This window comes from Bacillus sp. V26, from assembly GCF_034296245.1.
GTDB lineage: Bacteria > Bacillota > Bacilli > Bacillales > Bacillaceae > Bacillus > Bacillus halotolerans.
The window spans coordinates 1-26,188 of the sequence record NZ_JAXKQF010000005.1 but is presented as its reverse complement, the minus strand read 5'-3'; the positions used below and the strand labels follow the sequence as shown (position 1 = coordinate 26,188).

Here is a 26,188-nt window from a genome sequence, read left to right as displayed (position 1 = left end):
ATTACATTATTTGAGATTAAAGTTACATTTTTGTAAGATTGGTGTCACATCTTTATGTAAAAAGGGGGCCCAAAATCAATTGGAATCCCCTTATAATTTTTAGTTACCTGCCTCTTTAGTTAAAATAGAAAAATACCCTTAGACAAAAATTATCTAAGGGAAAAAGCATCGCAACATTTTTATAAACGTCGTAACTTTATTTTAAAGCCACAAAAACAACCAAAAGGGTTAAACATTTTACTCCACAGTAACACTCTTCGCAAGGTTACGTGGCTTATCTACATCACAGCCGCGATGCAGTGCAGCATAGTAAGCGATCAGCTGCAATGGAACAACAGATACCAACGGAGCAAGCGCTGGGTTTACTTCCGGTAATACGAATCTGTCATCCGCATCGTCTAGGCCTTTCAGTGAGATGATGCATGTGTTGGCTCCGCGAGCGGCAACTTCTTTGACGTTTCCGCGGATGCTTAGGTTTACGTGCTCTTGTGTTGCCAGTGCGAACACTGGTGTTCCTTGTTCGATCAAGGCGATGGTGCCGTGCTTCAGTTCGCCGCCGGCAAAGCCTTCTGCCTGGATGTAAGAAATCTCTTTCAGCTTCAATGCGCCTTCGACACATACGAAGTAGTCGAGGCCGCGTCCGATGAAGAAAGCGTTTCTGGATACAGTCAAGTATTCACGAGCGATCATTTCCATTTCGTCTTTCTGGTCGCAAAGGGCTTCCATTGCGTTTGCTGCGATACCAAGTTCTTTGACAAGATCAAACCCGATATCGATGCCGTTTTTGTCAGCAGCTACAGATGCAAGAACCGTAAGCACTGCGATTTGTGCTGTGTATGCTTTTGTTGACGCAACAGCGATTTCAGGGCCTGCATGAAGCAGCAATGTATAGTCAGCTTCACGGGAAAGCGTTGATCCCGGTACGTTTGTGATCGTCAGCGCTTTGTGTCCGAGTGCTTTGACTTGAACAAGAACCGCGCGGCTGTCTGCTGTTTCTCCGCTTTGAGAAAGGAAAATGAAGAGCGGTTTCTTAGACAGAAGCGGCATGTTGTAAGAGAATTCACTCGCTACATGCACTTCAACCGGCACGTTTGCCCACATTTCAATGTATTGTTTACCGACAAGTCCTGCGTGATAGCTTGTTCCGCAGCCAATGATATAGATGCGGTCCGCTTCCGCTACAGCCTCAGCGATATCGCCAGGCACAGACAGTTTGCCGTTTTCGTCTTGGTACGTTTGGATGATTTTGCGCATCACAACTGGCTGCTCATCCGTTTCTTTCAACATGTAGTGAGGGTACGTGCCTTTTTCGATATCACTGGCATCCAGCTCAGCGATATAAGACGCACGTGAAATAACGTCGCCATCAAGGTTTTTGATAACAACTTGATCATCAGTCACGATGACCATTTCTTTATCCATCAGCTCTACATATTCGTTTGTAACTTGAAGCATTGCCATCGCGTCAGACGCCACGACGTTGAATGTATCTCCAAGTCCAACTAATAGAGGGCTTTTGTTTTTCGCTACAAAAATCGTTTCTTTGTTATCGTTATCGAATAAAGCAATTGCGTAAGAGCCTTTTAACAGTGTAAGTGTTTTGCGGAACGCTTCTTCTGTATCAAGACCTCCGTTGACAAATTGCTCGATTACTTGAACGACTACCTCTGTGTCGGTGTCACTTTTGAGCTCTACATCTTGTAAATAGTCCTGTTTCAGCTGAACATAGTTCTCGATCACGCCGTTATGAACAAGTGTAAAGCGGCCCAGTGCGCTTTGATGCGGGTGAGCGTTCAGGTAGCTTGGTTCACCGTGTGTTGCCCAGCGAGTATGGCCAATTCCTGCTTTTGCTCCTACATTGGCATCCACAACTTCACGAAGATCGGCAATGCGTCCTTTTTCTTTAAACACATGGATCCCCTGTTCGTTGGCAACTGCGATACCCGCAGAGTCATAGCCGCGGTACTCAAGCTTCTCCAACCCTTTTAACAAAATTTCCTTCGCATCAAGCTGACCGATATAACCTACGATTCCACACATAATTTCTTCCTCCTAAGATTGTAAAAGGAGACGAAGAAAGTCATTTTTCAAGGGGACTTTCAATCGTCCCCTCCTACATGTTTTATGGAAGATCATGTGATTTCCCTTTGTTCAAGGAGTCGCCTCCTTGGTTTGAAGAAATCCTTACGGCTGTGATCTGCATACTCAGCCGGGAGGCATCCGCCGAAAAATCGATAACCTCCATCCTCGTCAACTAAGCCTTTTTTCGGGCGCTTAGTTCGGGCGCTATAATTATAAGTAAAACAAAATCCCGTCTTTCCTGCCTCTAGAAAACAAGAACAAGACAAGCTTGATTTTACAGCATGTGCCAAGAATGGTCAATTGTTTTTTAAACAACTTTGCCGCCTGTCTCACAATTATTATATGTGAGTCGCACTTGTCTTGTTCGCTCTCTGTTTATAGATTTCGTTACTCTAATCCCATTTCTGACCGGACGACTTCAACAATGCGATTAACATATTCATCGCACAGTTCTTTCGTCTTCGCTTCAGCCATCACACGAACGAGCGGCTCAGTGCCAGATGGGCGCACTAAAATCCGGCCGTCGCCGTTCATTTCTTTTTCAACCTCAGAAATAACGGCTTTTACTTTTTCGTTTTCTTCGACTTTATATTTATCAGTTACTCTCACATTGACTAAAAGCTGCGGAAACTTCTGCATTTCAGCCGCAAGCTCTGACAGCGGCTTACCTGTCGCTTTTAATGTATTCATCAGCATAATGGCGGACAATAATCCGTCACCTGTTGTGTTGTAATCAAGGAAAATTAAGTGGCCGGACTGTTCTCCGCCGACATTGTAGCCGTCTTTTTTCATCGCCTCTACCACGTAGCGGTCGCCGACAGCCGTCTGCACGCTCTTTATCCCTTCTTTTTCAAGCGCTTTATAGAAACCGAGGTTGCTCATGACTGTGGAAACAACGGTATCATCCTTTAAACGGCCCTCTGATTTCAGGTATTTTGAGCATATGTACATAATTTGGTCGCCGTCAACGATATTTCCTTTTTCGTCGACTGCGATCAGGCGGTCGCCGTCACCATCGAACGCAAGGCCGATATCAGCATTTTTCTCTTTTACAAACGCACTGAGCGCTTCGGGATGAGTCGATCCAACTCCGTCATTGATGTTTAATCCGTTCGGAGAAGTTCCCATTGTCGACACGTCTGCGTCTAAATCGGCAAACAAGTGTGTCGCAAGCGATGACGTCGCTCCGTGTGCGCAATCAAGCGCAACATGAATGCCTGTAAAATCTTCGTCGGCAGTCTGTTTTAAGAATTGCAGGTACTTTTGGCCGCCTTCAAAATAGTCGTTTACAAGTCCCAAGTCAGCTCCAACCGGTCTTGGCAGCTTATCCTCCGGTTCATCCATCAGACGCTCAATTTCAGCCTCCTGTTCATCAGAAAGCTTAAATCCGTCTCCTCCAAAGAACTTGATTCCGTTATCCTGCACTGGGTTATGAGAAGCAGAAATCATGACGCCCGCCTCTGCATCCATCGCTTTTGTTAAATAGGAAACACCAGGTGTAGAAATGACTCCCAGACGCATGACTTCTGCGCCAATTGATAAAAGTCCGGCGACAAGGGCTCCCTCCAGCATATGGCCGGAGATGCGTGTATCGCGGCCTATCAGCACTTTTGGACGTTGTTTGTCTTTTGTCAGCACATACCCGCCGAAACGTCCGACTTTAAAGGCCAGCTCAGGCGTAAGCTCGCTGTTGGCAACACCTCTTACACCATCTGTTCCAAAATACTTGCCCATTTTATAATCGCTCCTTTTTTATTCTGATGAAGATTGTGAACCTGTATTTGATTCATCTTCATCCTGATCCTGATTTTGATCTTGGTTTTCGTCTTGATTTTGATCATCATTGTTTTTATCACTGTTCGTTGTATCTTCTCGCTGATTATTCTCTTTGTCATTCGTCTTGTCATCAGTCTCATCCTGGTTCCCTGACGTCGTATTGCTGTTATCTTTTGTTGTCGTATTGGTTTTTTTAGACGTAAGCTTGATTTTTGCATTTTTCTGCCCCAAGGACCAGGTTACATTTTGAGGCCCGTTTACTTCAAGCTTCACACTGTGCTCTCCGTCATCTAAATCAGATACATTCACATACAATTCTATGTCTGATTTCTGCAGTTTTTTTATGTTGCCGGGAGAGCCTTTGGCCGTAACATCTATCGTTTGTGATTCCGGATCCAGAAATTCAATGTTCTGTGAGCTGCTCAGCCCTACAGTCTTAATAGGGACATTCTCAAACGTCTGATCTGCTTCACTATCTACTTCTATATGCAACGTCACCTTTGACGGCGAGATTTTTTTGACGCCGTCAGGAAGCGGAATATCTGCCTCGATATCAGAATCCTTTTTGATTTTGCTTAAATCTAAGCTGACACCGTCTATAAATTCAAGAGAATCCAAGACATCCTGCGAGCCGTAAACCGTCACCTCACTGGGACTTGATTCGATATTTGCTATGCTGACCCCGTCAGGAAGGCTTCCTGTCCGCTCAATCTTAAAGGGCACTTTTTTACTCGGACTTGTCACCGGAACGGTAATTTTGATGACCGAGGGCTCCACATCGACAGGAAGCGCGTTTCCGTCTTTATCATAGACAGTCACTTTCGCTTCCTTTTCAATCGTTTCATCTGCATTTTCCAGGTTTACCGAGGCTTTCACAAGAGAAATATTATCAATCACGGCTTTAGAACCGGTAATCTGTACATTTTTAGGACTGACAATCGGCTGCTCCGGAGAATAGCCTTTTTTCATCTTGCTTTTGTTGTAGTACTCCACTTCAACAGGAAAGCTTTCTGTCGTGCGTTCTTGAATGGTGACGGTCGTCACGGACGGATTAATGGATATCGTCAGCCCATCCGACACGTTTTTGGCCTTAAGCTCGACCTTATGCGTGCCGGTTTTCAGCTTCTCCATATCCGCGTATATCTCAAAATTCTTTGTCTGTCTCGCCTTCTTCACGGCGCTTGTCGGACCTTTTATCGTGACATTCACCGTTTGCGGAACGCCCGTCACGACATAATTTTCATCATCGTAATATGCTTTAACCGGTATATCAGTCAGTGTTGCCTCATCAGTTGTAGATGTTGGAAAAAATGATTCACCTGGTTTTTTCGGAGTTGGTGCTTGGTTGCTGTTAACCGCTACATAAAGCAAGAGCGCGAAAAGCAGCGCAATGACTTTCACAGCCCAGCGGTTGTTTAAGAATTTATCCATTTTTCTTGCCCCTCCAATACCAACGGTTAGAAGAAGTCTCTCTGGTGTTCTTCTTAAACTCTGCTTCAAGCATTTCTTTCAGTGCTTCTTCCGTCAGCTCTCTGTGAAGGTCGCCATTCCTCGCCACACTGACGCCGCCGGTCTCTTCAGACACGATAATCGTCAAACTGTCTGTAACTTCACTGATTCCGACAGCCGCTCTGTGCCGCGTTCCCAGTTCTTTTGAAATGAACGGGCTTTCAGAAAGCGGCAAATAACAGGCGGCAGCGGCAATTTCATTATTTTTCATAATGACCGCTCCGTCATGAAGCGGTGTATTCGGGATAAAAATATTGATCAAGAGCTCAGAGCTGACCTTTGCATTCAAAGGAATGCCCGTTTCAATATAATCCCCCATACCCGTATCCCGCTCAATGGTTAAAAGGGCGCCGATCCGGCGTTTCGCCATATAATTGATCGCTTTCGTTATAGCCTCAATTGTTTTCTGCTGCGCTTCCTCAACCGGCGTGCCGCTCCTCGAGAAGAAACGGCCCCGTCCAAGCTGTTCAAGCGCTCTTCTCAGCTCAGGCTGAAAGATAATAATAATTGCTAAAAATCCCCATGTTATCGCTTGGTCCATCAGCCACTGAAGCGTGCTGAGGCCCAAATATTGACTGGCCATACGGACAAGCACGATCACAACGATTCCTTTTAAGAGCTGAACCGCCTTCGTGCCGCGTATCACCATAATCAGTTTATATATCACATACCAAACAAGGAGAATATCAACGGCATTGCCGAGGTACTGCAAAAAAGGGATATCCTCAAAAGCCATTTCCTCGTCCTCCAAGAATTCAGTCATTTCGTATTTTGAAGTTTAATGTGTTACGCATATGTACTTTACATAGCGAGCCCATTATACCACATTTCGTTTTGGCAAGTGAAATATGCCAGCCGTTTGAGAACCTAAAAAAGAGTAAAGCGCACCACACGCTTTACTCTTCTCCGTTCGGGTCTAATGCATTGAATACACTTTTCCCCGCAGACTTCATTTTATACCAAGTCCAGTCGAATAATTGATTAATCTCCTCAATTTGACCGGTGACTTGTCCAGCAGAGGCCATATACTTTTCTCCGTTTACAACGGTGACATCCCCGTCTATTTTCCCTTTAATAATCAGCTTGCCGTTTTTGACGGTGACATCACCTTTGACCGTCTCACCTTCAGGCACGATCACAGTGTTGTTTTGCACGACCAGATTCGGCTGCTTCGACACGCTGAAGTTGTGGTCATTGTGCCAGCTGTTTAACAATCCTCCGCCCATCAAAATGATGAATACCGCAGCAGCCGCGATAACCGGATGGGATCTGAACCATCTTTTCACAGAAGCCCTTTTCTTCTCCTTAGGCAATTTTGCCATGACGTTAGCGGTAAAATCGGCGGGGGCTTCGACATGCGATGTGCTCCGGACGAGCGCAATGGATTTTTCCATCTCATAAAAATGCTTTCTGCATTCCTCGCATGCCTCCAGATGTTCTTTTAATACTTGTTCATCTTTCGGAAGGATATCTCCATCAAGATGCATATGCATAAGCTGCACAATTTGTTCAGGACAGCTCATTTCATCACCCCACTTAAAGATCCCTTAATTGTTTTCTAAGAGCCTCTCTGCCTCTGTGAATCCGCGTTTTTACAGTCCCCACAGGAATGTTCAGAATCTCGCCGATTTCAATTAATGAGAGTTCATCAATATACTTTAATACAATGACAGTTCTGTATTTGTCAGGAAGCTTTAATATTTTCTGCTGAATCGTGTGTGAAAGCTCCAGCGATACGACTGCATCTTCAGGCAAAACTCCATCTGCGGCGATTTGGGAATACATCGTCAAGCCTTCTGTACCCGCCACTTCTGCATCGAGGTAATAATCCGGCTTCTTTTTGCGAATGCGGTCAATGGTCAAGTTGGTCGCAATTCGATAAAGCCAAGTTGAAAATTTCCGGTTGATATCAAAACTGTCGATATTGACGTACGCTCTGATGAAAGCCTCTTGTGCGATATCTTCCGCCTCATGCACATTGCCAAGCATACGGTAGCAAAGCTGATAAATTTTATCCTTGTAAATATCTACGATGTCCGCAAATGCATTTTGATCGCCTTTTTTGACTTGCTTAATTCTCTTTTTAATCATCATTTCCATATTTATCTAACCTCTGCCTTCACCGGTCTGTATGTATACGAGCTTCGTTTCTAAAGGTTTCAATTTTTTTATAAAATAAGTTTAACAAATTTTTGGCAGGGTGTAGATGGCAATTTGTGAATAAACTACCTTAACATATTTTTAAAATTATTATACAGACTGAACAGTTAGAAGTTGGAATGATTTTTCAAAAAGAAAAAAGACACCTTTTGATCAAAGGTGTCTGTGACTGGGCTAGCTGGATTCGAACCAACGCATGACGGAGTCAAAGTCCGTTGCCTTACCGCTTGGCTATAGCCCAATGATGGTGGAGGGGGGCAGATTCGAACTGCCGAACCCTGAGGGAGCGGATTTACAGTCCGCCGCGTTTAGCCACTTCGCTACCCCTCCATATTTTCAAGAAAAACAGTGCCGGCAAGAGGACTTGAACCCCCAACCTACTGATTACAAGTCAGTTGCTCTACCAATTGAGCTACACCGGCAAGATGGTGGAGGATGACGGGCTCGAACCGCCGACCCTCTGCTTGTAAGGCAGATGCTCTCCCAGCTGAGCTAATCCTCCAAATGGTGACCCGTACGGGATTCGAACCCGTGTTACCGCCGTGAAAGGGCGGTGTCTTAACCGCTTGACCAACGGGCCGTTTCTGTTCTCGTCGAGCTGACAAAAGTTATTATATACAGGTTCCCCCCCTTTTGTAAAGAGGAATTTTAAATTTTTTATTTTCAAACTTTTTAACCCCTTTTTTAACTGAAAAAGCCTCCTTCCATTTATCATTTATTTTAAGATAGATATAGATCGAATCAAGAGAGGAGAAACCAATATTATGATACTAGTCAGCTCTTGCCTCGGCGGCATTGAATGCAGATACAACGGTTCGCATGCCGCATCAGAGAAAATTCGAAAACTGATTGAAGAAAAACAAGCAGTGATGGCTTGCCCTGAGCTTCTCGGCGGCTTCTCCACTCCCCGGGAACCAGCAGAAATCATCGGGGGTACTGGTGAGGATGTTCTTAATGGAGCCGCGAAAATCATAACGTCTTCAGGAGAAGATGTAACAGATTTATATATGAAGGGCGCGGCCCAAACATTGGCCTATGCAAAAGAAATCAACGCCTCTGCCGTCATATTGAAAGAAAACAGCCCATCATGCGGAAGCAATTTCATCTATAATGGCTCATTTTCAGGCAAAAAAATCGCTGGGAACGGAGTAACCGCCGCGCTATTAAAACAAGCGGGGTACCGTGTAATTTCTGAAAACCAGTTAGACGACATATTATAAGGAGGCTCATCATGACGCAAGATATCTCTTTATCCTTCTATAAGCCTGAGCATTTGCCGGAGCTTTACGCATTTACTTTACACAATGATGACAAACGCTTTACCGCTCTCCCTAAAGAGGTGCTGACTCAGGCTCTAAGCATACAGGAGCGCTATCCGGTTGTTATCTTAAAAGGTGATCTGCCAATAGGCTTTTTCATTCTACATACGTCAAAAGAAACCATTGCTCCCTATTCCAACAATCCATTTGCTTTATTGCTCAGTTCCTTATCATTAAACTCTGCCTACCACGGACAAGGCTATGCGAAAAAAGCCATGCTTCAGCTCCCCTCTTTTGTTAACGGGTATTTCCCATGGTGCGATGAAATCATTTTAGCCGTCAACCACCTGAACACCCGTGCAAAGCAGCTATATATGAAAACCGGATTTCTTGATAAAGGACGCCGAAAAATCGGGCCGCTTGGCGAACAGCTGATACTTCATTATTTCTTATAGCCTCTTTTGAAATAAAGTTTCAAAAACCAAAAATGATAGTTGAAATATCATAACAGAAATGAATATACTGAATATTGAGATATATTTATTTTTACACAGGGGGCATCCTCATGTCAGAACAATTGAATCTTCACAGCCTTACAACGGAATCACGCAATAGCCAAACATCGGAAATACACAAAGCTAATACCCTCGATATCTTAAAAATGATTAACAATGAAGATATCAAAGTCGCTGCCGCCGTTCAGCGTGTCCTTCCCGATATCGAAGCAGCCGTCGAATGCGCGTATGAATCCTTTCAAAATGGCGGACGGCTCATTTACGCAGGTGCAGGCACTAGCGGCCGACTCGGTGTGATGGACGCAGTTGAATGTCCTCCGACCTACAGTGTCAGTCCTGATCAGGTAATCGGATTAATGGCCGGCGGTCCCAACGCATTTTTGCAGGCGGCAGAGGGGATTGAAGATCATGAAGAAGCAGGGGCCGAGGATTTACGATCCATCCATCTCACCTCAGCCGATACAGTGATCGCGATTGCAGCAAGCGGCCGTACGCCTTATGCAGCGGGTGCGCTGAAATACGCCCGCAAAATCGGAGCAAACACCGTCTCCCTTACCTGTAACAGTCAATCTGCCATCAGCAAACACGCTGATCACAGCATTGAGGTCGTCGTCGGGCCAGAAGTCATTACAGGCTCGACACGTATGAAAGCCGCAACCGCTCATAAAATGATTCTAAACATGATATCCACCGCTGTAATGGTCAAAATCGGCAAGGTCTACGAAAACTTGATGGTGGATGTCAATGTCAGCAACAAAAAACTAAAAGAACGCGCCATCAGCATCATTCAAAGCCTCGCAGACGTTTCTTATGAAAAAGCGCAATACACACTTGAACAGGCGAATCTTCATGTCAAAACAGCAATTGTTATGCTCAAAACCAGCACAGATCAAAACAAAGCGAAGACATTGCTTGATGAAGCGAACGGTTTTATAGACAAAGCAATTGAAAACTACCATTCATGATAAGGAGAGACAGTAATGGCGACAGGCGGTTTAGCTATCATTCAATCAATGAAACACAAGCTGCCACAATCAGAGCGTAAGCTTGCGGACTACATATTAGCCCATCCCCACAAAGCGATAGAAAGCACAGTCAGCGAAATCAGCGCCTTAGCTAATTCAAGTGACGCTGCCGTCATCAGGCTCTGCAAGTCACTGGGACTAAAAGGATTTCAGGATTTAAAAATGAGGGTAGCGGGCGATCTGGCAAAACCTGCTGTTCAAGGCTACCGGGACATCGCTCCTCATGAATCGCTGCCTTCCATCTCTGAAAAAGCAGCTGGCAATGCCATTCAAGCAATTCAAGACACCTCAGATCTCATGGATTATCAAGAGCTAGAGCGCGCTGTTTCTCTGCTGCTTCAAGCGAACACTGTACATTTCTTTGGTCTGGGCGCCTCGGCCATTGTCGCCAAGGACGCCCAGCAAAAATGGCTTCGAATTCATAAACAGGCGACTGCTTTCACGGACACTCATCTTGTGGCATCTTTAATCGCAAATGCAGATAAGAAAGACATTGTATTTGCCATTTCATTTTCAGGTGAGACACAGGAAATCATCGAGCTGCTTTCGATGGCAAAGGAAAAAGGCGTCACAATCATCAGCCTCACGCAATTCAGCCAAACCTCCGTCTCTGCATTATCCGACGTTTCATTATATACAGCCCATTCCAACGAGGCCCTGATTCGAAGCGCAGCCACTTCCTCCCGTCTCGCCCAGCTTTTTATGATTGATGTTTTGTTTTTAAGCATGGCGGCCGAGCAGTATGAAGAAACGGTCGGCTGCATTGATAAAACGAGAGAAGCAATCAAATCTATGAGAAAGACATAAGGCATCATGAAAGGGAGGGGTTTGTATGAGCAAAGAAAAACACTACAATACTCTGGCGGAAAAAATCCTTGAGCTATGCGGGGGGAAATCCAATATTTCTTCCTATACGCATTGCATGACCCGCTTGCGCATTACGCCTTACGATGTCAGCAAAACGGATAGTAAGGCGTTAAGAGAACTTGATGGCGTCCTTGGAGTCGTCGAAGCTGAAACCCTGCAGATTATCCTCGGCACTGGTGTCGTTAATCATGTCACCGCCGCTTTTTCGAAGCTGGTATCATCAGAAGAAGATTTTAATCTAAAAGAGGCCGCCGCCAAAAAGAAATCCGATATTAATCGTAAGAACGCCACTCCATTTAAGCTTTTTTTACGTAAAATAGCCAGCATCTTCATACCTCTCATTCCCGCACTCGTCGCTTCAGGCTTAATTACCGGGATTACCAAAGCGATAATCCAAGCCGGCTGGCTCTCTGCAGAATCACAAACGGCTATTGTCCTCACAGTCATCGGATCAGGCCTGTTCACTTATCTCGGCATTCTCGTCGGCATTAACGCGTCAAAAGAATTTGGCGGGACGCCCGCTCTCGGCGCTCTGGCAGGGATTCTGATCATTAACCCGGAAATCGCAAAGATCAGCTTATTCGGAGAACAGCTTCTTCCCGGCCGGGGAGGGCTCATCGGCGTTCTATTCGCAGCTATATTCATTGCTTACACAGAACAATTCGTCCGCCGCTTTATTCCTCAATCACTCGATATTATCGTAACTCCAACAGTTTCACTTTTGATCACTGGAATATTGACGTATGTCGTTTTCATGCCTTTAGGCGGGTTCATTTCAGATGTCATCACATCCGGCCTTCTGTCCATCTTAGACATGGGCGGAATCACTGCAGGCTTTATTCTGGGCGCGACCTTCCTCCCTCTCGTTGTCACCGGGCTACATCAAGGCCTGACGCCGGTGCACATGGAACTCATCAATTCGATCGGTGATGACCCGCTTCTCCCGATCCTTGCCATGGGAGGCGCGGGACAAGTGGGCGCAGCCTTCGCCATATTCGTTAAAACAAAGAAAAAAACGCTGAGAAAAGCGATCACAGGGGGTCTTCCTTCAGGACTGCTCGGCATCGGTGAACCGCTCATATTCGGTGTAACGCTGCCGCTTGGCCGTCCGTTTTTGACAGCATGCTTAGGGGCGGGGATCGGCGGAGCTTTTCAAGCTTATTTTCAGGTAGCCACGGTTGCGATCGGTGTCTCCGGATTGCCGCTCTCCTTCCTGGTTCTGCCTTCACAAATCATCTTATATATCATTGGTCTCTTTATTTCCTATGCGTTCGGCTTTTTGTTGACCTACGCTTTCGGATATAAAGATGAAATGGCTGCCCAGTTCGATTAAATGATGACGTTTTAGGAATAGTAACGGCATAGAAACGCGGAAAGGAGCAAGCTTGTGAGAACGAAGACATTAGCATTACTCAGCGCTATTTTAACCGTGTCCATTCTGACGCCGAACGAAGCCTTCGCACAAACCGCCCTTCATCAAGCAGACAATCAGGTTGAGCCGAAAACAATAAATCCAGAAACTGCACAGTTTTCGTCGAAGAAACTAAGGAAGGTTGATCAAATGATTGAACGGGACATTGCAGCAGGATTCCCCGGCGCCGTTCTAGTCGTCGTGAAGGACGGCCGTATGATCAAAAAAGAAGCCTACGGCTACAGTAAAAAATATGACGGGGCTGAACTCTTGCGCCGTCCGGCAAAAATGAAAACCCGCACGATGTTTGACTTGGCATCAAATACAAAAATGTATGCGGCCAATTTTGCTTTACAGCGCTTAGTGAGCCAAGGTAAACTCGACGTTTATGAAAAGGTATCTGCTTATTTGCCTGATTTCAATGATCAGCTTACAGATCGCATCAAAGGGAAAGATAACATTCGTGTCATTGATGTCCTGCAGCACCAATCAGGGCTTCCATCCAGCTTCTACTTTTACAGCCCGGAAAAAGCCGGAATGTACTATTCGCAAGAGCGGGAGAAAACCATTGAATACTTGATGAAAATCCCGCTGGATTATGAAACAGGAACAAAACACGTATACAGTGACATTGGATACATGCTTCTCGGCTGTATTGTCGAAAAACTCACCGGCAAACCGCTTGATGTCTATACGGAACAAGAGCTCTACAAACCGCTGAAGCTAAAACATACGTTGTACAATCCGCTGCAAAAGGGCTTTAAAGCAAAACAATTCGCAGCCACTGAACGTATGGGCAATACACGAGACGGTGTTATCCATTTCCCTCATATCCGCACAGACACGCTGCAAGGAGAAGTACATGACGAAAAAGCCTTCTATTCGATGGAAGGCGTTTCAGGCCACGCCGGACTGTTTTCAAACGCTGATGATATGGCGATTCTGCTTCAAGTCATGTTAAACAAAGGAACGTACCGAAACGTTTCATTATTCGATCAGAAAACAGCTGACCTATTTACGGCGCCATCAGCAACAGATCCGACGTTTGGCCTTGGGTGGCGGCGAAACGGCAGTAAAAGCATGGAATGGATGTTTGGCCCTTATGCAAGCGAACATGCGTACGGACATACTGGCTGGACAGGAACGGTTACCATCATTGATCCGGCATACAATTTAGGCATCGCTTTGTTAACAAATAAAAAGCATTCACCTGTCGCTGATCCAGCGGAAAATCCGAACGTGTTTGAGGGTGACCAATTTTCAACAGGCAGTTACGGAAGCGTCATTACCGCGATTTATGAAGCAATGAAATAATCGACGATAGGAGGAAGTTGTTATGAAACCTGTCATTTCGCTTATCCTTTCCACCGTCCTTTTTCTTTCATGTTTTCTCGGCGTCAGTCAGACAGCTGAAGCAAAACCCCGCAGCTCAGATGATGCCAAGCAGATCGTTGATCGTATGACGTTAGATGAAAAACTTGGCCAAATGCTGATGCCGGATTTCAGAAACTGGAAAAAGGAAGGTGAGTCTTCTCCGCAAGCCTTCACAAAAATGAATGAGGAAGTCGCTGGCCTCATCAAGAAATATCAATTCGGCGGCGTCATACTATTTGCAGAAAATGTAAAAACAACTGAGCAAACGGTACGGCTGACAGACGCATATCAAAAGGCCAGCCCCAAAATTCCGCTCTTACTCAGCATTGATCAAGAAGGCGGGATCGTGACGAGATTAGGGGAGGGCACTAATTTCCCAGGCAATATGGCGCTTGGCGCAACAAGAAGCAGAATCAATGCATATCAGACCGGCAGCATGATTGGAAAAGAGCTTTCTGTCTTAGGCATCAATACAGATTTCAGCCCAGTCTTGGACATTAATAATAACCCTGATAATCCAGTGATCGGTGTGAGATCATTCAGTTCTGATCGTGAACTGACAGCACGACTCGGTTTATATTCTATGAAAGGTTTGCAACGGCAAAATATCGCCTCTGCTCTTAAACATTTCCCGGGACATGGAGACACTGACGTTGACAGCCATTATGGACTGCCACTCGTTTCTCATAACCAGAAACGGCTTCGTGAGGTTGAACTCTACCCTTTTCAAAAAGCGATTGATGCCGGAGCAGATATGGTGATGACAGCTCATGTTCAATTCCCAGCCTTTGACGACACCACATATAAAAGCAAGCTTGATGGATCAGATATTATGGTTCCCGCTACACTTTCAAAGAAAGTAATGACTGGGCTGCTTCGGGAGGAAATGGGATTTGGCGGTGTAATCGTCACTGATGCTCTCAATATGAAAGCCATAGCAGATCATTTCGGTCAAGAAGAGGCGGTCGTCATGGCCATAAAGGCCGGTGTTGATATCGCGTTAATGCCTGTCTCAGTTACATCTTTAAAAGATGAACAAAAGTTGGCAAGCGTGATTAACTCCTTAAAAGAAGCTGTTAAAAATGGAGACATTCCCTTACAGCAAATCAACAAATCGGTGGAAAGAATCATTTCCCTGAAAATAAAGCGCGGTATTTACCCCGCTCAGCATGACAGCAATATAGATAAAAAGGTGAAGAAAGCACTCAAAACAGTGGGAAGCAAACACCATGCGAAGACAGAGCAAAAAATCGCTGAAAAGGCAGTGACAGTATTAAAAAATGATCAGCATACCTTGCCGTTCAAACCCAAAAAAGGCAGCCGAATCTTAATTGCCGCACCTTACGAGGAACAAACAGCATCCATTGAAAAAACCATTCACGATTTAATGCAGCGAAAAAAAATCAAATCTGTTTCCCTTACCAAAATTAACTTTGCAGAAAAGGTATTTAATGCTGAGTATGAAAAACAAGTAAAAGAAGCTGATTATATTATTACAGGCTCTTACGTTGTAAAAAATGATCCTGTCGTCAACGACGGTGTCATCGACGACACGGTAAGAGATTCAAGCAAATGGGCCACCGCTTTTCCGAGAGCTGTCATGAATGCCACACTGCAGCATAAAAAGCAATTTGTCTTAATGAGTCTGCGCAATCCATATGATGCCGCCAATTTCGAAGAAGCAAGAGCTTTGATTGCCGTCTATGGTTTTAAAGGATATGCAAACGGGCGTTATCTTCAGCCGAATATTCCGGCCGGCGTTAAAGCGATCTTCGGACAATCAAAGCCAAAGGGCACGCTGCCAGTCGACATTCCATCCGTCACCAAACCGGGAGACATCCTTTATCCGTATGGCTATGGAGTAAACATCAAAACGGGAAAACCGCTTTAATAAGGAGGAGCATATGAAGAAAACGGTATTGGTTCTTCTCGCAGGGCTTATGATGTTCGGAACAATGACGGCTGCCTCAGCTTCGCCTGATTCAGAAAAACAAACAGCAAAAAAACCTAAAGTCCAGACCGGTATTGATATCCTCTTGTCACAACACAAAAAGCAGCTAAAGGGAAAAAGAGTTGGACTGATTACCAATCCAACAGGTGTGAGTGCATCCCTTAAAAGCAGTGTAGATATTCTTTACGAAGACCCCGATATTCAGCTGACAGCTTTATTCGGGCCCGAGCACGGCGTTCGTGGCGACGCTCAGGCAGGAGACGAAGTAGGCTCTTACATTGATGAAAAAACCGGGGTTCCCGTATACAGCCTTTACGGAAAAACGAAAAAACCCACTCCTGATATGCTGAAAAATGTCGATGTTCTTCTTTTTGACATCCAGGACGTTGGGACTCGTTACTATACGTACATTTATACCATGGCTTATGCAATGGAAGCCGCTAAAGAAAACGGAATTCCTTTTATCGTGCTGGACCGCCCGAATCCCCAAGGCGGAAAAAAGGTTGAAGGACCAGTGCTGGAGCCCGAGTACGCATCCTTTGTCGGACTCTATCCTATTCCGTTAAAGCACGGGATGACCATTGGAGAATTGGCTTTACTATTCAACAAGGAATTTAATATTAATGCTGATGTGTCAGTCGTGAAAATGAAACACTGGAAACGCTCTATGGATTTTAACGATACCAGACTGCCATTCGTCCTCCCTTCACCAAACATGCCAACCGCAGAGAGTACATTTGTATACCCTGCAACAGGGTTAATTGAAGGAACAAATGTATCTGAAGGACGGGGAACGACTAAGCCATTCGAGTTGATCGGAGCTCCCTTTATCAAAAGCACAGAGCTTGCAGAAAAAATGAACAGTCTTGATCTGCGTGGCGTTACATTCAGAGCTTCCTCCTTCACTCCAACGTTCTCTAAACATCAAGGAACACTTTGCCACGGCGTGCAGCTCTATATTACGGACAGAGAAAAATTTGAAGCGGTTAAAACAGGACTGTCGCTTATTAAAATGATACAAGACCTCTATCCTGATGATTTCCAGTTCCTAGCGTCCGGCTCATTTGATAAATTGGCAGGCAACGGCTGGATTAGAACGAAAATCGAGAACGATGCTTCAATTGATGAAATCATTGACACCTATCAAAAACAGCTGAAGCAATTTAATAAAACCAGAAAACAATATCTCCTATATTAAGACTTAAGAATGGTATGTTACACGTGTAACATTTTCTTACCCAACAAAAGCATGGTCATTTTCCCTTGCCCGCACATCGCGGCAAGGGTTTTTTAAATATAAAAAACAACACACTTTATATAGGAAAACTTTCATTTATTTGGTACAATCTTATTGAAAATGATTATCAATTAAGCGAGCGTTTCTGAAAAGGTGGTCTTCTCCTTGCAAAACTCAATGATTTATCATCCGGTACAAATTGAATATATGAAGAAAACGAGTGATCTCTTCTCAGAACAGCAATTGACCGACTCATTCGTACTGATCTTTCATTTAAAAGGAGATGGACATATTTCTATCGGGACGAGAACCGATCCTCTCCAAAAAAAGACACTGTATGTTTGTCCGCCTCATGAGACATTCGGCATTACATTTGCAGAAGAGAGAAATATAGATGTGTGTCTGATCAGACTTCACTGCTATACAGCTCAAGCCCGGCAAGATCTCTTAAAACCATGCACTGAAACTGATTTATCCAGTCTAAACCTTGTGAATGTTTCACATATCGAAAACCTTTCAGCCCGGCTTCAAGAACTTGCAGAAATATGGACAGAATCAGCTCAGCTTTCTCAATTAAAATGTGTGATAGAGGTTCAGAGCCTGATTTATGATCTATTCACAGCTCATGTATCCGATCAAAACGATACACAGTCTGCGATTGAAAAAACAAAACATTACATTGAAACTCATGCCGATACAAAAATTACACTTGCCCAGCTCTCAAAAATGGCAGGAATCAGCGCCAAGCATTACAGCGAAACCTTTAAAAAATGGACAGGCCAGAGCGTAACAGAATTCATTACAAAAACTCGGATTACCCGAGCAAAGCGGCTTATGGCAAGATCCAACTGTAAACTGAAAGAAATCGCCCATCAAACCGGCTATCAAGATGAATTTTATTTCAGCAGAATCTTTAAAAAGCACACAGGCTCTTCACCTACAAGCTATATGAAAAAACGCAGGCAAAAACTAGCCGCCTATGGAAAGGGAACAATAGGGCAGCTCATTCCTCTCCATCACATACCGTTTGCAGCCGCACTCCATCCAAAATGGACGGCTTACTATTATCAGCATTATTCAGCAGATATTCCAGTTCAGCTCAGCGCATACCGGTTTAATGAAAAATGGGAGGAAAACCTGCAAACGTTGTCCCAAGCTGAACCCGATATCATTTTCAGCATGGATTCTGTTTCTTCAGAAGAACAAAAGCGCCTGAACAGCATTGCAGAAGTATGTTACCTTCCTTCAGAAGAAAACTGGAGAGCTCACTTTCTGCACACCGCCTCGTTTTTAAAGGAAGAATCGGAGGCTGAAAAGTGGCTCGCAGCCTATGACAAGCAGATTTCTGCCGCTAAAATGACATTGCTGCACGCTCAAGAATTTCGTTATCTCTTTCTTCGTCTGCATAAGCAGCGCTTTTATATGGCGCATAATCGCAGCGTCCGCGAAGTCTTCTTTGAAGATTTAGGATTCAAACCGGCTGACACACCTTCAGAACAAGCGATTTCATTAGAAGACATCACAAATTGCCAAGCTGACTGTATCATGCTCTTTCTTTTTAAAGAGCCGGAAACCATTGCTTATTATCAGCAATTAAAACAGTCGGAAATATGGCAAAACCTAAGCGCAGTGCGGAACGGACGTGTGTATCACCTCTCTTCAGACCCATGGAATGAGTACTCGGCTTGCGGGCACGAGCGGATTGTTCAGCAAACCATTTCTATGCTATCCGGTGATAGTCCATGATAAATACGGAATTTGTCCATGGTGTTATGTCTGTTGATTCTCTATAATTCCAATTGATAATAGTTATCAATTGAACAGGAGGCACTATAGATGAAAAAGCTATCTCTTACCTTATTAATCTTGCTTCTCGCACTCACGGCGGCAGCTTGCGGCAGCAAGGAAGAATCCTCTGCGAGCAAAGCGAGCGGCACAGAGTCCGAGAAAAAGAAAATCGAGTATTTGGATAAAACGTACGAAGTAAACGTACCGACAGATAAGATTGCCATTACGGGAAGCGTTGAATCCATGGAAGACGCAAAACTGCTGGACGTTCATCCGCAGGGTGCAATCTCATTCTCCGGAAAATTCCCTGAAATGTTCAAGGACATCACAGATAAAGCAACACCTACAGGGGAAAAAATGGAACCAAACATTGAAAAAATTCTTGAGATGCAGCCAGACGTGATCCTGGCATCTACAAAGTTCCCTGAAAAAACCCTGCAAAAAATAAGCACGGCCGGCACTACCATTCCGGTTTCTCACATCTCATCAAACTGGAAGGAAAATATGATGCTGCTTGCCCAGCTGACTGGAAAAGAGAAAAAAGCGAAAAAAATCATTGCAGACTATGAACAGGATCTAAAAGAAACAAAAACGAAAATCAGTAAACAAGCAAAAGATTCAAAAACGCTTGTCATCAGAATCAGACAAGGAAATATTTACATTTATCCTGAACAAGTGTACTTCAATTCAACTCTTTATGGCGACTTAGGCCTTAAAGCGCCGAATGAAGTCAAAGCCGCAAAAGCGCAAGAGCTGATTTCATTAGAAAAACTCAGTGAAATGAACCCTGACCACATTTTCGTCCAATTTTCTGATGATGAAAATGCGGATAAACCTGATGCACTAAAAGATTTAGAGAAAAATCCAATCTGGAAAAGCCTCACAGCAGTCAAAGAAGATCATGTGTACGTCAATTCAGTTGATCCTCTTGCACAAGGCGGTACGGCTTGGAGCAAAGTCCGCTTCCTGAAAGCGGCATCTGAAAAATTAACACAAGACTAAATTAGAGTAGGTTTTTGTATGTATTCAAAACAGTGGACACGTATCATTTTGATTACTTCTCCATTTGCTATTGCATTATCATTGCTGCTTTCCGTCCTCTATGGCGCAAAGCAGCTTAATGCTGATATTGTCTTTGCATCACTTTTTCATTTTGATCCGGGAAACTCAGACCATCAAATCATATGGCATTCCCGGATTCCAAGGGTTGCAGGCGCTCTGCTCATTGGAGCAGCCCTTGCTGTATCTGGAGCGCTCATGCAAGGCATCACACGCAATTATTTGGCATCGCCCTCAATTATGGGTGTTTCAGATGGTTCCGCGTTTATCATCACGCTTTGTATGGTTCTGCTCCCGCAATCAACTTCGCTCGAAATGATCATTTACTCTTTTATCGGCTCCGCATTTGGGGCTGCATTGGTATTCGGCCTGGCAACAATGCTGCCTAACGGGTTTACGCCCGTACAGCTAGCCATCATTGGCACAGTCACAAGCATGCTGCTTAATAGTTTAGCGGCTGCCATATCGATCTATTTTCAAATCTCACAGGATCTGAGTTTCTGGTACAGCGCCAGACTTCATCAAATGAGCCCCGACTTTCTAAAGCTTGCCGTTCCATTTTTCCTGGCGGGTATCGTCATAGCTGTTTCTCTCAGCAAAAAGGTGACCGCTGTATCACTAGGCGACGATATTTCTAAGAGTTTGGGCCAAAAGAAAAAAACGATCAAAATCATGGCAATGATCTCTGTCATCATTTTAACCGGAAGTGCTGTAGCGCTTGCCGGAAAAATTGCGTTTGTCGGTTTAGTCGTTCCGCATATCACGAGATTTCTCGTCGGCTCAGATTATAACAGACTGATTCCTTGTTCCTGCATCTTGGGCGGCGTCTTTTTAACGCTGTGCGATCTCGCCAGCAGATTTATCAATTATCCATTTGAAACACCGATTGAGGTTGTGACTTCTATTATCGGCGTTCCTTTCTTCCTTTATTTGATCAAACGAAAAGGAGGAGAGCAAAATGGCTAAAAAATATGCAGTGTTAATCGTATTGATTCTTCTCGTCAGCTATTTCAGCATGACCAGCGGATCATTTTCTGTTCGTCCGACAGAGCTGCTCTCCACTCTTTTTCAGATCAATCCCAATCCGCAATATGAAGTTTTGCTGTTTGACTTAAGACTGCCGCGGATTGTCATGGCAGCCATTATCGGACTCGGACTTGGCATAGCAGGAGCTGTCATTCAGGCCATCACACGAAACGGCCTGGCAGACCCGGGAATATTGGGAATCAATGCCGGAGCAGGGGCAGGTATTGTGGCGTTTATGCTATTGTTCCAAGGCCAGAAAGAAGTAACTTCGATTGTCGCGGCAATGGGAATGCCGTTTTTCGGCCTGATCGGCGGACTGGCTGCCGCAGTTATGATTTACATATTCGCTTGGAACAGAGGCAATTTAGATTCAGGCAGAATTATTCTGGTAGGAATCGCGATTAATTCAGGCTTCAGCGCGTTGTCTTTGTTTCTATCATTAAAAATGGACCCGCAAGATTATGAAATGGCTATGGTATGGAAAAACGGCAGCATCTGGTCGGCAAACTGGACATATATCACAGCGGTTCTTCCGTGGATGCTGCTGTTTATTCCTATTCTTCTGGCCAAATCTCGTTTGCTCGATACCATCCGCTTTGACGAAGACACGGTCAGAAGCCTCGGCATTTCGTCAAATAAAGAAAAAACCATTCTGCTCGTCGCCTGTGTCGCCATCATTAGCGCCTGTGTCTCTGTGGCGGGAAGCATGGCATTTGTCGGCTTAATCGCGCCTCATATTTCCCGGAGATTGGCCGGTGTTGAACACCGTTATATTTTGCCTTTGAGCGGTTTGATCGGCATGCTGCTTGTATTGAGCGCAGACTTTGCCGGAAAACTGTTTTTCCAGCCCGCAGAAGTGCCAGCCGGCATTATTTTGGCGATACTCGGTGTTCCGTATTTCTTATACCTGCTTTTCAAGCAAAAAAAGGGGGAGAATGTTTGAACGGATCTTTATCAGAGCATAAGGCGGGCGACAGGATGTTTAAGCTGTATCTCCCTCCTTCCTACAGTACGGACAGCAGGGCATTTCCTTCTGTTTACGTACAGGATGGCGGTTCTTTGTTTCAAGATCAACTAGAACTGATAGAACACAGGTTTCATCAAAACAGGGTGCCTGAGCTTGTGCTGATCGGCATAGAGCCTAAAAATCGGCTCGACGAGTATACTCCTTGGCCCGCCGCATCACTCAGCGATCAGTTTCCAGACTTCGGCGGTAAGGGGGCTGACTATCTTTCTGAAATAACAAACCGGCTCATTCCGTTTGTGGAGGGAAATTGGAATGTCTCCAGAAGAGCTCAATCCAGAGGTATGATCGGCGCCTCATTAGGCGGTCTCATCTCAATGTTCGCCTTTCTAAGACATTCATCATTATTTGGAAAAATAGGATCTCTCTCAAGTTCATACTGGTACGAGAACGCAGCAGAAACCATCTATACTTCCTCTGTAAGACCGGGTTCAACGCGTATTTTTATGTCTGTCGGCAGTGAAGAAGGCGCCGGAAAACAATCGATTCAGCAGACGATGCTCCAAACAACAAAATATGTGCACGAGAGCCTAATAGAAAAAGGGTTCACTCAAGATCAGCTATGCCTCGTCATTGAAAAAGGGGCGGTGCACCACCGCAAGCATTTCTGCAAACAATTTATCAATGCGCTGGAATGGCTATACGAAAAAAACCGCTCCAACATATGAGCGGTTTATTTCATGCCTTCTGCAAGACGGGTTTTAATTCGAAACGGTTCAGCATATAGCCGAACAAGGCAGCCAGGATTTGCTGAAACAGCATGCCAATCACAACCGGAACGGCTACTTGAGACGGAAAGAAAGTGACGGCAAGAACAGCGCCGGCACTGATATTCCTCATGCCTCCCGTAAAAATAAGAGAGACAATTTCCTCCTGCCGCCTTTTCATCATTTTTCCGATAAGCCACGCCGCAGCATACCCGGTTAACGCGATACAAAAAACAGTGACAGCAATCCCTAAAAATCTTAAATCAATCGCTTTGAAATAAGGAGCTATCGCAGAGCTGTTAATCGCAATCACGGCCATCAGGCACAGCTTTGAAAAGGGAGACAGCGTACTGCTCAACGCCGCGGTTCTTTCTGGAGATGATATCTGATTAAACAGCATGCCCAGGAATGAAGGAATTACTACCATCACAATCAGACCCTTCATCATTCCCCAGATATCCATGTGAACCTGGGCACCGGCCAGCACAGAAAGACTCAGCGGAACGATTAACGGCGACAGCACGGTATCAATCAATATAATAGAAAGCGTCAAACCGACATTTCCTTTGTACATTGCAGCCCAAATCAAGCTCGTAATTCCTGTAGGGATGACAACAGCTAATGTCAAACCCGTGATCGTTAATGGATCACCTTGAAATATGAGATGTCCGCTGCCCCAAGCGAAAAGCGGCATAAAAATATGAAGAACAAATAATGCAAGAATCATAGGAAGAGGATGCGCCAAGGCGTGTCTTAAAGATTGAAAGTTCGCACTCAAGCTGCCCGCAAACGTAATAAACGCAAATATCCAAGGCACTGCGCTTTCATATCCATTTAAAAACTGTGACAGCAGCACGCCAATCACAACGCTAGTCGGTGTCAAAAGCGGCATGGCTTTCCCCAATACACGGTTCAGCTTCTGAAGCATCATATACAAGTCCCCTATTAAAAATTTCTTTCTCTCTATTATATCAATGCAGTTCAACCATATGTTATATAAAAAAGCCCAGATCTCATCAATCTGGACTTTCATACTTTTATGCCATCTGTTTCATAAGGGCTTTACTTGCATTGTTCAGCCCCTTTAATTCAGCTTCAATTCCTTGCTCTTTAAACTTCGCAACAATTTTATCAAGCGCAGCCGCTCCTGAATCATCCCATACGTGAGCATCGGTCAAGTCAATGACAACTCGCTCGATATCCTCTTGATAGATAAACGCATTCGTAAGATCAGTTACTGACGCAAAAAAGATCTGTCCCTTCACTTGATACGTTCTCAGCTTTTGATCTTCTGCATGAGAAACGATCTTCAGCTTCGAGATTTTGGCTACGAAGAATACGGCACTTAACAGAACACCGACGAATACGCCTTTCGATAAGTCATCTGTCACGACAACCGTAATCACCGTCACAACCATTACAATTGAATCTGTAATCGGCGCTTTTTTCAAGCCTTTTAAAGAAGACCAATCAAATGTGCCGACAGATACCATAACCATAACAGCCACTAACGCAGCCATCGGAATGTTTATGACGACATGACTCAAAACGGCAATTAAAAACATAAGAAAAGCACCGGCAACAAAGGCTGATAACCGTCCGCGGCCGCCTGCTTTTGTATTAATAACAGATTGTCCGATCATAGCGCAGCCCGCCATACCGCCAAAAAATCCAGTAACGATATTCGCGATTCCCTGTCCGCGGCTCTCTTTATTTTTATCACTGTCCGTATCCGTCATTTCATCAATAATCTGTGCTGTCAGCAAAGATTCAAGCAAACCGACAAACGCCAAAGCAATGGAATAAGGAAAAATAATTTTGAGCGTTTCAAAGGTAAACGGAACATCAGGTATTAGAAAATGAGGCAATGAACTAGAGATATTGCCCATATCTTCAACCGTCCGCACATCCACATGGAATGTGACCGCAATAATCGTCATCACAATAATTGCGACAAGCGGAGAAGGCACCGCAGTCGTAAACCTCGGCAGTACATAAATAATAACCAATGATCCGGCAAGCATCACATACATGCTCCAAGATGCACCTTCAAATTGAGGCAGCTGCGCAGAAAAAATAAGAATCGCCAGCGCATTCACAAACCCGATCATCACAGAACGAGGAATGAATTTCATTAATCTCGCAATTTTACTGATGCCTAAGATCATCTGAATAACACCTGTCAAAATGGTGGCCGCAAATAAATACTGAAGCCCGTAATCGGCAACCAGCGACACCATCACAACCGCCATCGAACCAGTCGCAGCCGAAATCATTCCCGGTCTTCCGCCAAAAATAGAAATAATAATGGCTATACAAAATGAAGCATAAAGACCAACCATTGGATCAACGCCGGCAATAATAGAAAAACCAATCGCTTCAGGTATTAAGGCTAACGCCACCAAAATACCAGCAAGAATATCTTTTCGGATATTACCGAACCACTGCTGTTTTAATGTAAAACTATTCAAATATAACGACTCCTTTTTAAAAATAAATCCGCACCGTTTCTGTTGTATTGGGAGCTTAATTATTTTACAGAAGAAAATGAAAAGAAAAACTTTCGGAGAAAAAGGGGAAACGTCGAGTATAGTGTATTGAGGTAAGGAGTTATTATACAAAGAGTATCATAATAAATTTTAATCCAATATGCAAGGTCAAATGCTGAAGAAAAAAAATGGCAAAGCATATTTGAGCCATTGTCCATGGTCACACCATATCAGGATCAGAAACAAGAATCGTTTTGACTGCTTGAACATTGGTACCGGGTCTATGCCTATCAACTTTTGGATGGCGGACTCGAAGTTTTCCAGCGGCATTTCTTCCGTAAAGAGCTCAGAAAGCTGCGGTATACTACAGCGCATGAAACCGCGGCCTCCATGACCTGCCGAGTCACTCCGGTTTCGACGATCGTAACCCCGTTAAAAAGCAATTGAAAGGCCTGATTTTCATTTCATACGTATCATCAAACCCCATCGGCACAAGCCTTCCTCCCTTGTCTATTAACGGAACGGATAGGCCCAATCAAGCTGATTGCCGATCGCGTCAAAGATCACATCAAACTTTCTTCCTTGATTAATGTGTCTGACCTCATCCTCCGTTAAATCCCGCGGGTGATAAACATAATCGGATAACCGGCTTGCCGCTCAGCATGTTGATCATGCTGGCTATTGTATTGGTATTAAAAATACTAGAGAGCTTCAAAAGCCGAAACCTCGAATAAATGAACACCGAGAAAAACGAATCAGTACAGATATAAAAAAGACCAGTTCAGCTGAACTGGTCTTTACCTTGCTTGGCGGCGTCCTACTCTCACAGGGGGAAACCCCCGACTACCATCGGCGCTGAAGAGCTTAACTTCCGTGTTCGGCATGGGAACGGGTGTGACCTCTTCGCTATCGCCACCAAACAATTGAGA

21 protein-coding genes, 5 tRNA genes, 1 rRNA gene and 1 pseudogene are annotated in these 26,188 nt (G+C 44.6%); 13 read left to right on the top strand and 15 right to left on the bottom strand.

Going from position 1 to position 26,188, the window contains the following annotated elements; all coding sequences use genetic code 11:
- Positions 1 to 237: 237 nt before the first annotated feature.
- The 11 genes from glmS to UJ203_RS14975 all read right to left on the bottom strand — a co-directional run bounded on the left by glmS (position 238) and on the right by UJ203_RS14975 (position 8,107).
- On the bottom strand, positions 238 to 2,040 hold the full coding sequence (gene glmS / locus UJ203_RS15025; protein ID WP_322011949.1) for a glutamine--fructose-6-phosphate transaminase (isomerizing): 1,803 nt from the start codon (positions 2,038 to 2,040) through the stop codon (positions 238 to 240).
- A 429-nt stretch (positions 2,041 to 2,469) separates the two neighbouring features.
- A complete protein-coding gene (gene glmM, locus UJ203_RS15020) occupies positions 2,470 to 3,816 on the bottom strand; it encodes a phosphoglucosamine mutase (RefSeq protein ID WP_044162156.1) in 1,347 nt (448 codons plus the stop codon).
- Positions 3,817 to 3,834: 18 nt separating this feature from the next.
- Positions 3,835 to 5,289, bottom strand: a complete 1,455-nt coding sequence (locus tag UJ203_RS15015; RefSeq protein ID WP_322011946.1) for a YbbR-like domain-containing protein — start codon at positions 5,287 to 5,289, stop codon at positions 3,835 to 3,837.
- Positions 5,282 to 6,103, bottom strand: a complete 822-nt coding sequence (gene cdaA, locus UJ203_RS15010) for a diadenylate cyclase CdaA (protein ID WP_024120028.1) — start codon at positions 6,101 to 6,103, stop codon at positions 5,282 to 5,284. Before cdaA ends, UJ203_RS15015 begins: the two co-directional genes overlap by 8 nt.
- 160 nt (positions 6,104 to 6,263) lie before the next feature.
- Positions 6,264 to 6,890: an anti-sigma-W factor RsiW gene (gene rsiW / locus UJ203_RS15005; protein WP_059292084.1), complete on the bottom strand. Its 627-nt coding sequence runs from the start codon at positions 6,888 to 6,890 to the stop codon at positions 6,264 to 6,266.
- Positions 6,891 to 6,903: 13 nt separating this feature from the next.
- Positions 6,904 to 7,467: an RNA polymerase sigma factor SigW gene (gene sigW / locus UJ203_RS15000; protein ID WP_010332813.1), complete on the bottom strand. Its 564-nt coding sequence runs from the start codon at positions 7,465 to 7,467 to the stop codon at positions 6,904 to 6,906.
- A gap of 229 nt (positions 7,468 to 7,696) precedes the next feature.
- Positions 7,697 to 7,768 (bottom strand) — tRNA-Gln (locus UJ203_RS14995).
- Positions 7,769 to 7,772: 4 nt separating this feature from the next.
- Positions 7,773 to 7,857: transfer RNA gene (locus tag UJ203_RS14990), tRNA-Tyr, on the bottom strand.
- A gap of 19 nt (positions 7,858 to 7,876) precedes the next feature.
- Positions 7,877 to 7,949 (bottom strand) — tRNA-Thr (locus UJ203_RS14985).
- 4 nt (positions 7,950 to 7,953) lie between these two features.
- Positions 7,954 to 8,029, bottom strand: a tRNA-Val gene (locus tag UJ203_RS14980).
- A gap of 3 nt (positions 8,030 to 8,032) precedes the next feature.
- A tRNA-Glu gene (locus UJ203_RS14975) sits at positions 8,033 to 8,107 on the bottom strand.
- 184 nt (positions 8,108 to 8,291) lie between these two features.
- On the opposite strand from UJ203_RS14975, the gene UJ203_RS14970 reads away from it, so the two are divergent.
- The 13 genes from UJ203_RS14970 (at position 8,292) to UJ203_RS14910 (ending at position 22,731) form a co-directional block, all read left to right on the top strand.
- Positions 8,292 to 8,747 (top strand): DUF523 domain-containing protein, encoded by a 456-nt coding sequence (locus tag UJ203_RS14970; protein WP_105991847.1) that lies wholly within the window; start codon positions 8,292 to 8,294, stop codon positions 8,745 to 8,747.
- 11 nt (positions 8,748 to 8,758) lie between these two features.
- A complete protein-coding gene (locus UJ203_RS14965; protein WP_322011935.1) occupies positions 8,759 to 9,241 on the top strand; it encodes a GNAT family N-acetyltransferase in 483 nt (160 codons plus the stop codon).
- A 110-nt stretch (positions 9,242 to 9,351) separates the two neighbouring features.
- Complete coding sequence (gene murQ, locus UJ203_RS14960) at positions 9,352 to 10,266, top strand: N-acetylmuramic acid 6-phosphate etherase (protein ID WP_322011933.1); 915 nt, start codon at positions 9,352 to 9,354, stop codon at positions 10,264 to 10,266.
- Positions 10,267 to 10,281: 15 nt separating this feature from the next.
- The gene (locus UJ203_RS14955) at positions 10,282 to 11,133 is read left to right on the top strand and encodes a MurR/RpiR family transcriptional regulator (RefSeq protein WP_322011931.1); all 852 of its coding nucleotides are present in this window, start codon (positions 10,282 to 10,284) and stop codon (positions 11,131 to 11,133) included.
- 25 nt (positions 11,134 to 11,158) lie between these two features.
- On the top strand, positions 11,159 to 12,526 hold the full coding sequence (locus UJ203_RS14950; RefSeq protein ID WP_322011929.1) for a PTS transporter subunit EIIC: 1,368 nt from the start codon (positions 11,159 to 11,161) through the stop codon (positions 12,524 to 12,526).
- A 54-nt stretch (positions 12,527 to 12,580) separates the two neighbouring features.
- Complete coding sequence (gene pbp4b, locus UJ203_RS14945) at positions 12,581 to 13,918, top strand: penicillin binding protein PBP4B (RefSeq protein WP_322011927.1); 1,338 nt, start codon at positions 12,581 to 12,583, stop codon at positions 13,916 to 13,918.
- A 22-nt stretch (positions 13,919 to 13,940) separates the two neighbouring features.
- On the top strand, positions 13,941 to 15,869 hold the full coding sequence (locus UJ203_RS14940; protein ID WP_322011925.1) for a glycoside hydrolase family 3 protein: 1,929 nt from the start codon (positions 13,941 to 13,943) through the stop codon (positions 15,867 to 15,869).
- Between the two features lie 13 nt (positions 15,870 to 15,882).
- Positions 15,883 to 17,127 (top strand): exo-beta-N-acetylmuramidase NamZ domain-containing protein, encoded by a 1,245-nt coding sequence (locus UJ203_RS14935; protein ID WP_322011923.1) that lies wholly within the window; start codon positions 15,883 to 15,885, stop codon positions 17,125 to 17,127.
- Between the two features lie 204 nt (positions 17,128 to 17,331).
- Complete coding sequence (locus tag UJ203_RS14930) at positions 17,332 to 18,912, top strand: AraC family transcriptional regulator (protein WP_322011921.1); 1,581 nt, start codon at positions 17,332 to 17,334, stop codon at positions 18,910 to 18,912.
- A gap of 90 nt (positions 18,913 to 19,002) precedes the next feature.
- On the top strand, positions 19,003 to 19,956 hold the full coding sequence (feuA, locus tag UJ203_RS14925; protein ID WP_322011919.1) for an iron ABC transporter substrate-binding protein FeuA: 954 nt from the start codon (positions 19,003 to 19,005) through the stop codon (positions 19,954 to 19,956).
- A gap of 18 nt (positions 19,957 to 19,974) precedes the next feature.
- Positions 19,975 to 20,979: an iron ABC transporter permease gene (locus tag UJ203_RS14920; protein ID WP_322011917.1), complete on the top strand. Its 1,005-nt coding sequence runs from the start codon at positions 19,975 to 19,977 to the stop codon at positions 20,977 to 20,979.
- Complete coding sequence (feuC, locus tag UJ203_RS14915; protein WP_044162186.1) at positions 20,972 to 21,982, top strand: iron ABC transporter permease FeuC; 1,011 nt, start codon at positions 20,972 to 20,974, stop codon at positions 21,980 to 21,982. Before UJ203_RS14920 ends, feuC begins: the two co-directional genes overlap by 8 nt.
- Complete coding sequence (locus UJ203_RS14910) at positions 21,979 to 22,731, top strand: alpha/beta hydrolase (RefSeq protein ID WP_322011914.1); 753 nt, start codon at positions 21,979 to 21,981, stop codon at positions 22,729 to 22,731. The genes feuC and UJ203_RS14910 overlap by 4 nt, the downstream gene beginning before the upstream one ends.
- 10 nt (positions 22,732 to 22,741) lie before the next feature.
- Here the strand turns inward: UJ203_RS14910 and UJ203_RS14905 are convergent, their stop codons facing one another.
- The 4 genes and pseudogenes from UJ203_RS14905 to rrf form a co-directional block, all read right to left on the bottom strand.
- On the bottom strand, positions 22,742 to 23,662 hold the full coding sequence (locus UJ203_RS14905; protein WP_105955667.1) for a bile acid:sodium symporter family protein: 921 nt from the start codon (positions 23,660 to 23,662) through the stop codon (positions 22,742 to 22,744).
- A gap of 145 nt (positions 23,663 to 23,807) precedes the next feature.
- The gene (locus UJ203_RS14900; protein ID WP_322011912.1) at positions 23,808 to 25,241 is read right to left on the bottom strand and encodes a SulP family inorganic anion transporter; all 1,434 of its coding nucleotides are present in this window, start codon (positions 25,239 to 25,241) and stop codon (positions 23,808 to 23,810) included.
- Positions 25,242 to 25,479: 238 nt separating this feature from the next.
- Positions 25,480 to 25,916, bottom strand: a pseudogene (locus tag UJ203_RS14895) (alcohol dehydrogenase); the annotation flags it as partial.
- Between the two features lie 147 nt (positions 25,917 to 26,063).
- Positions 26,064 to 26,179 (bottom strand): 5S ribosomal RNA (gene rrf / locus UJ203_RS14890).
- Between the last annotated feature and the right edge of the window lie 9 nt (positions 26,180 to 26,188).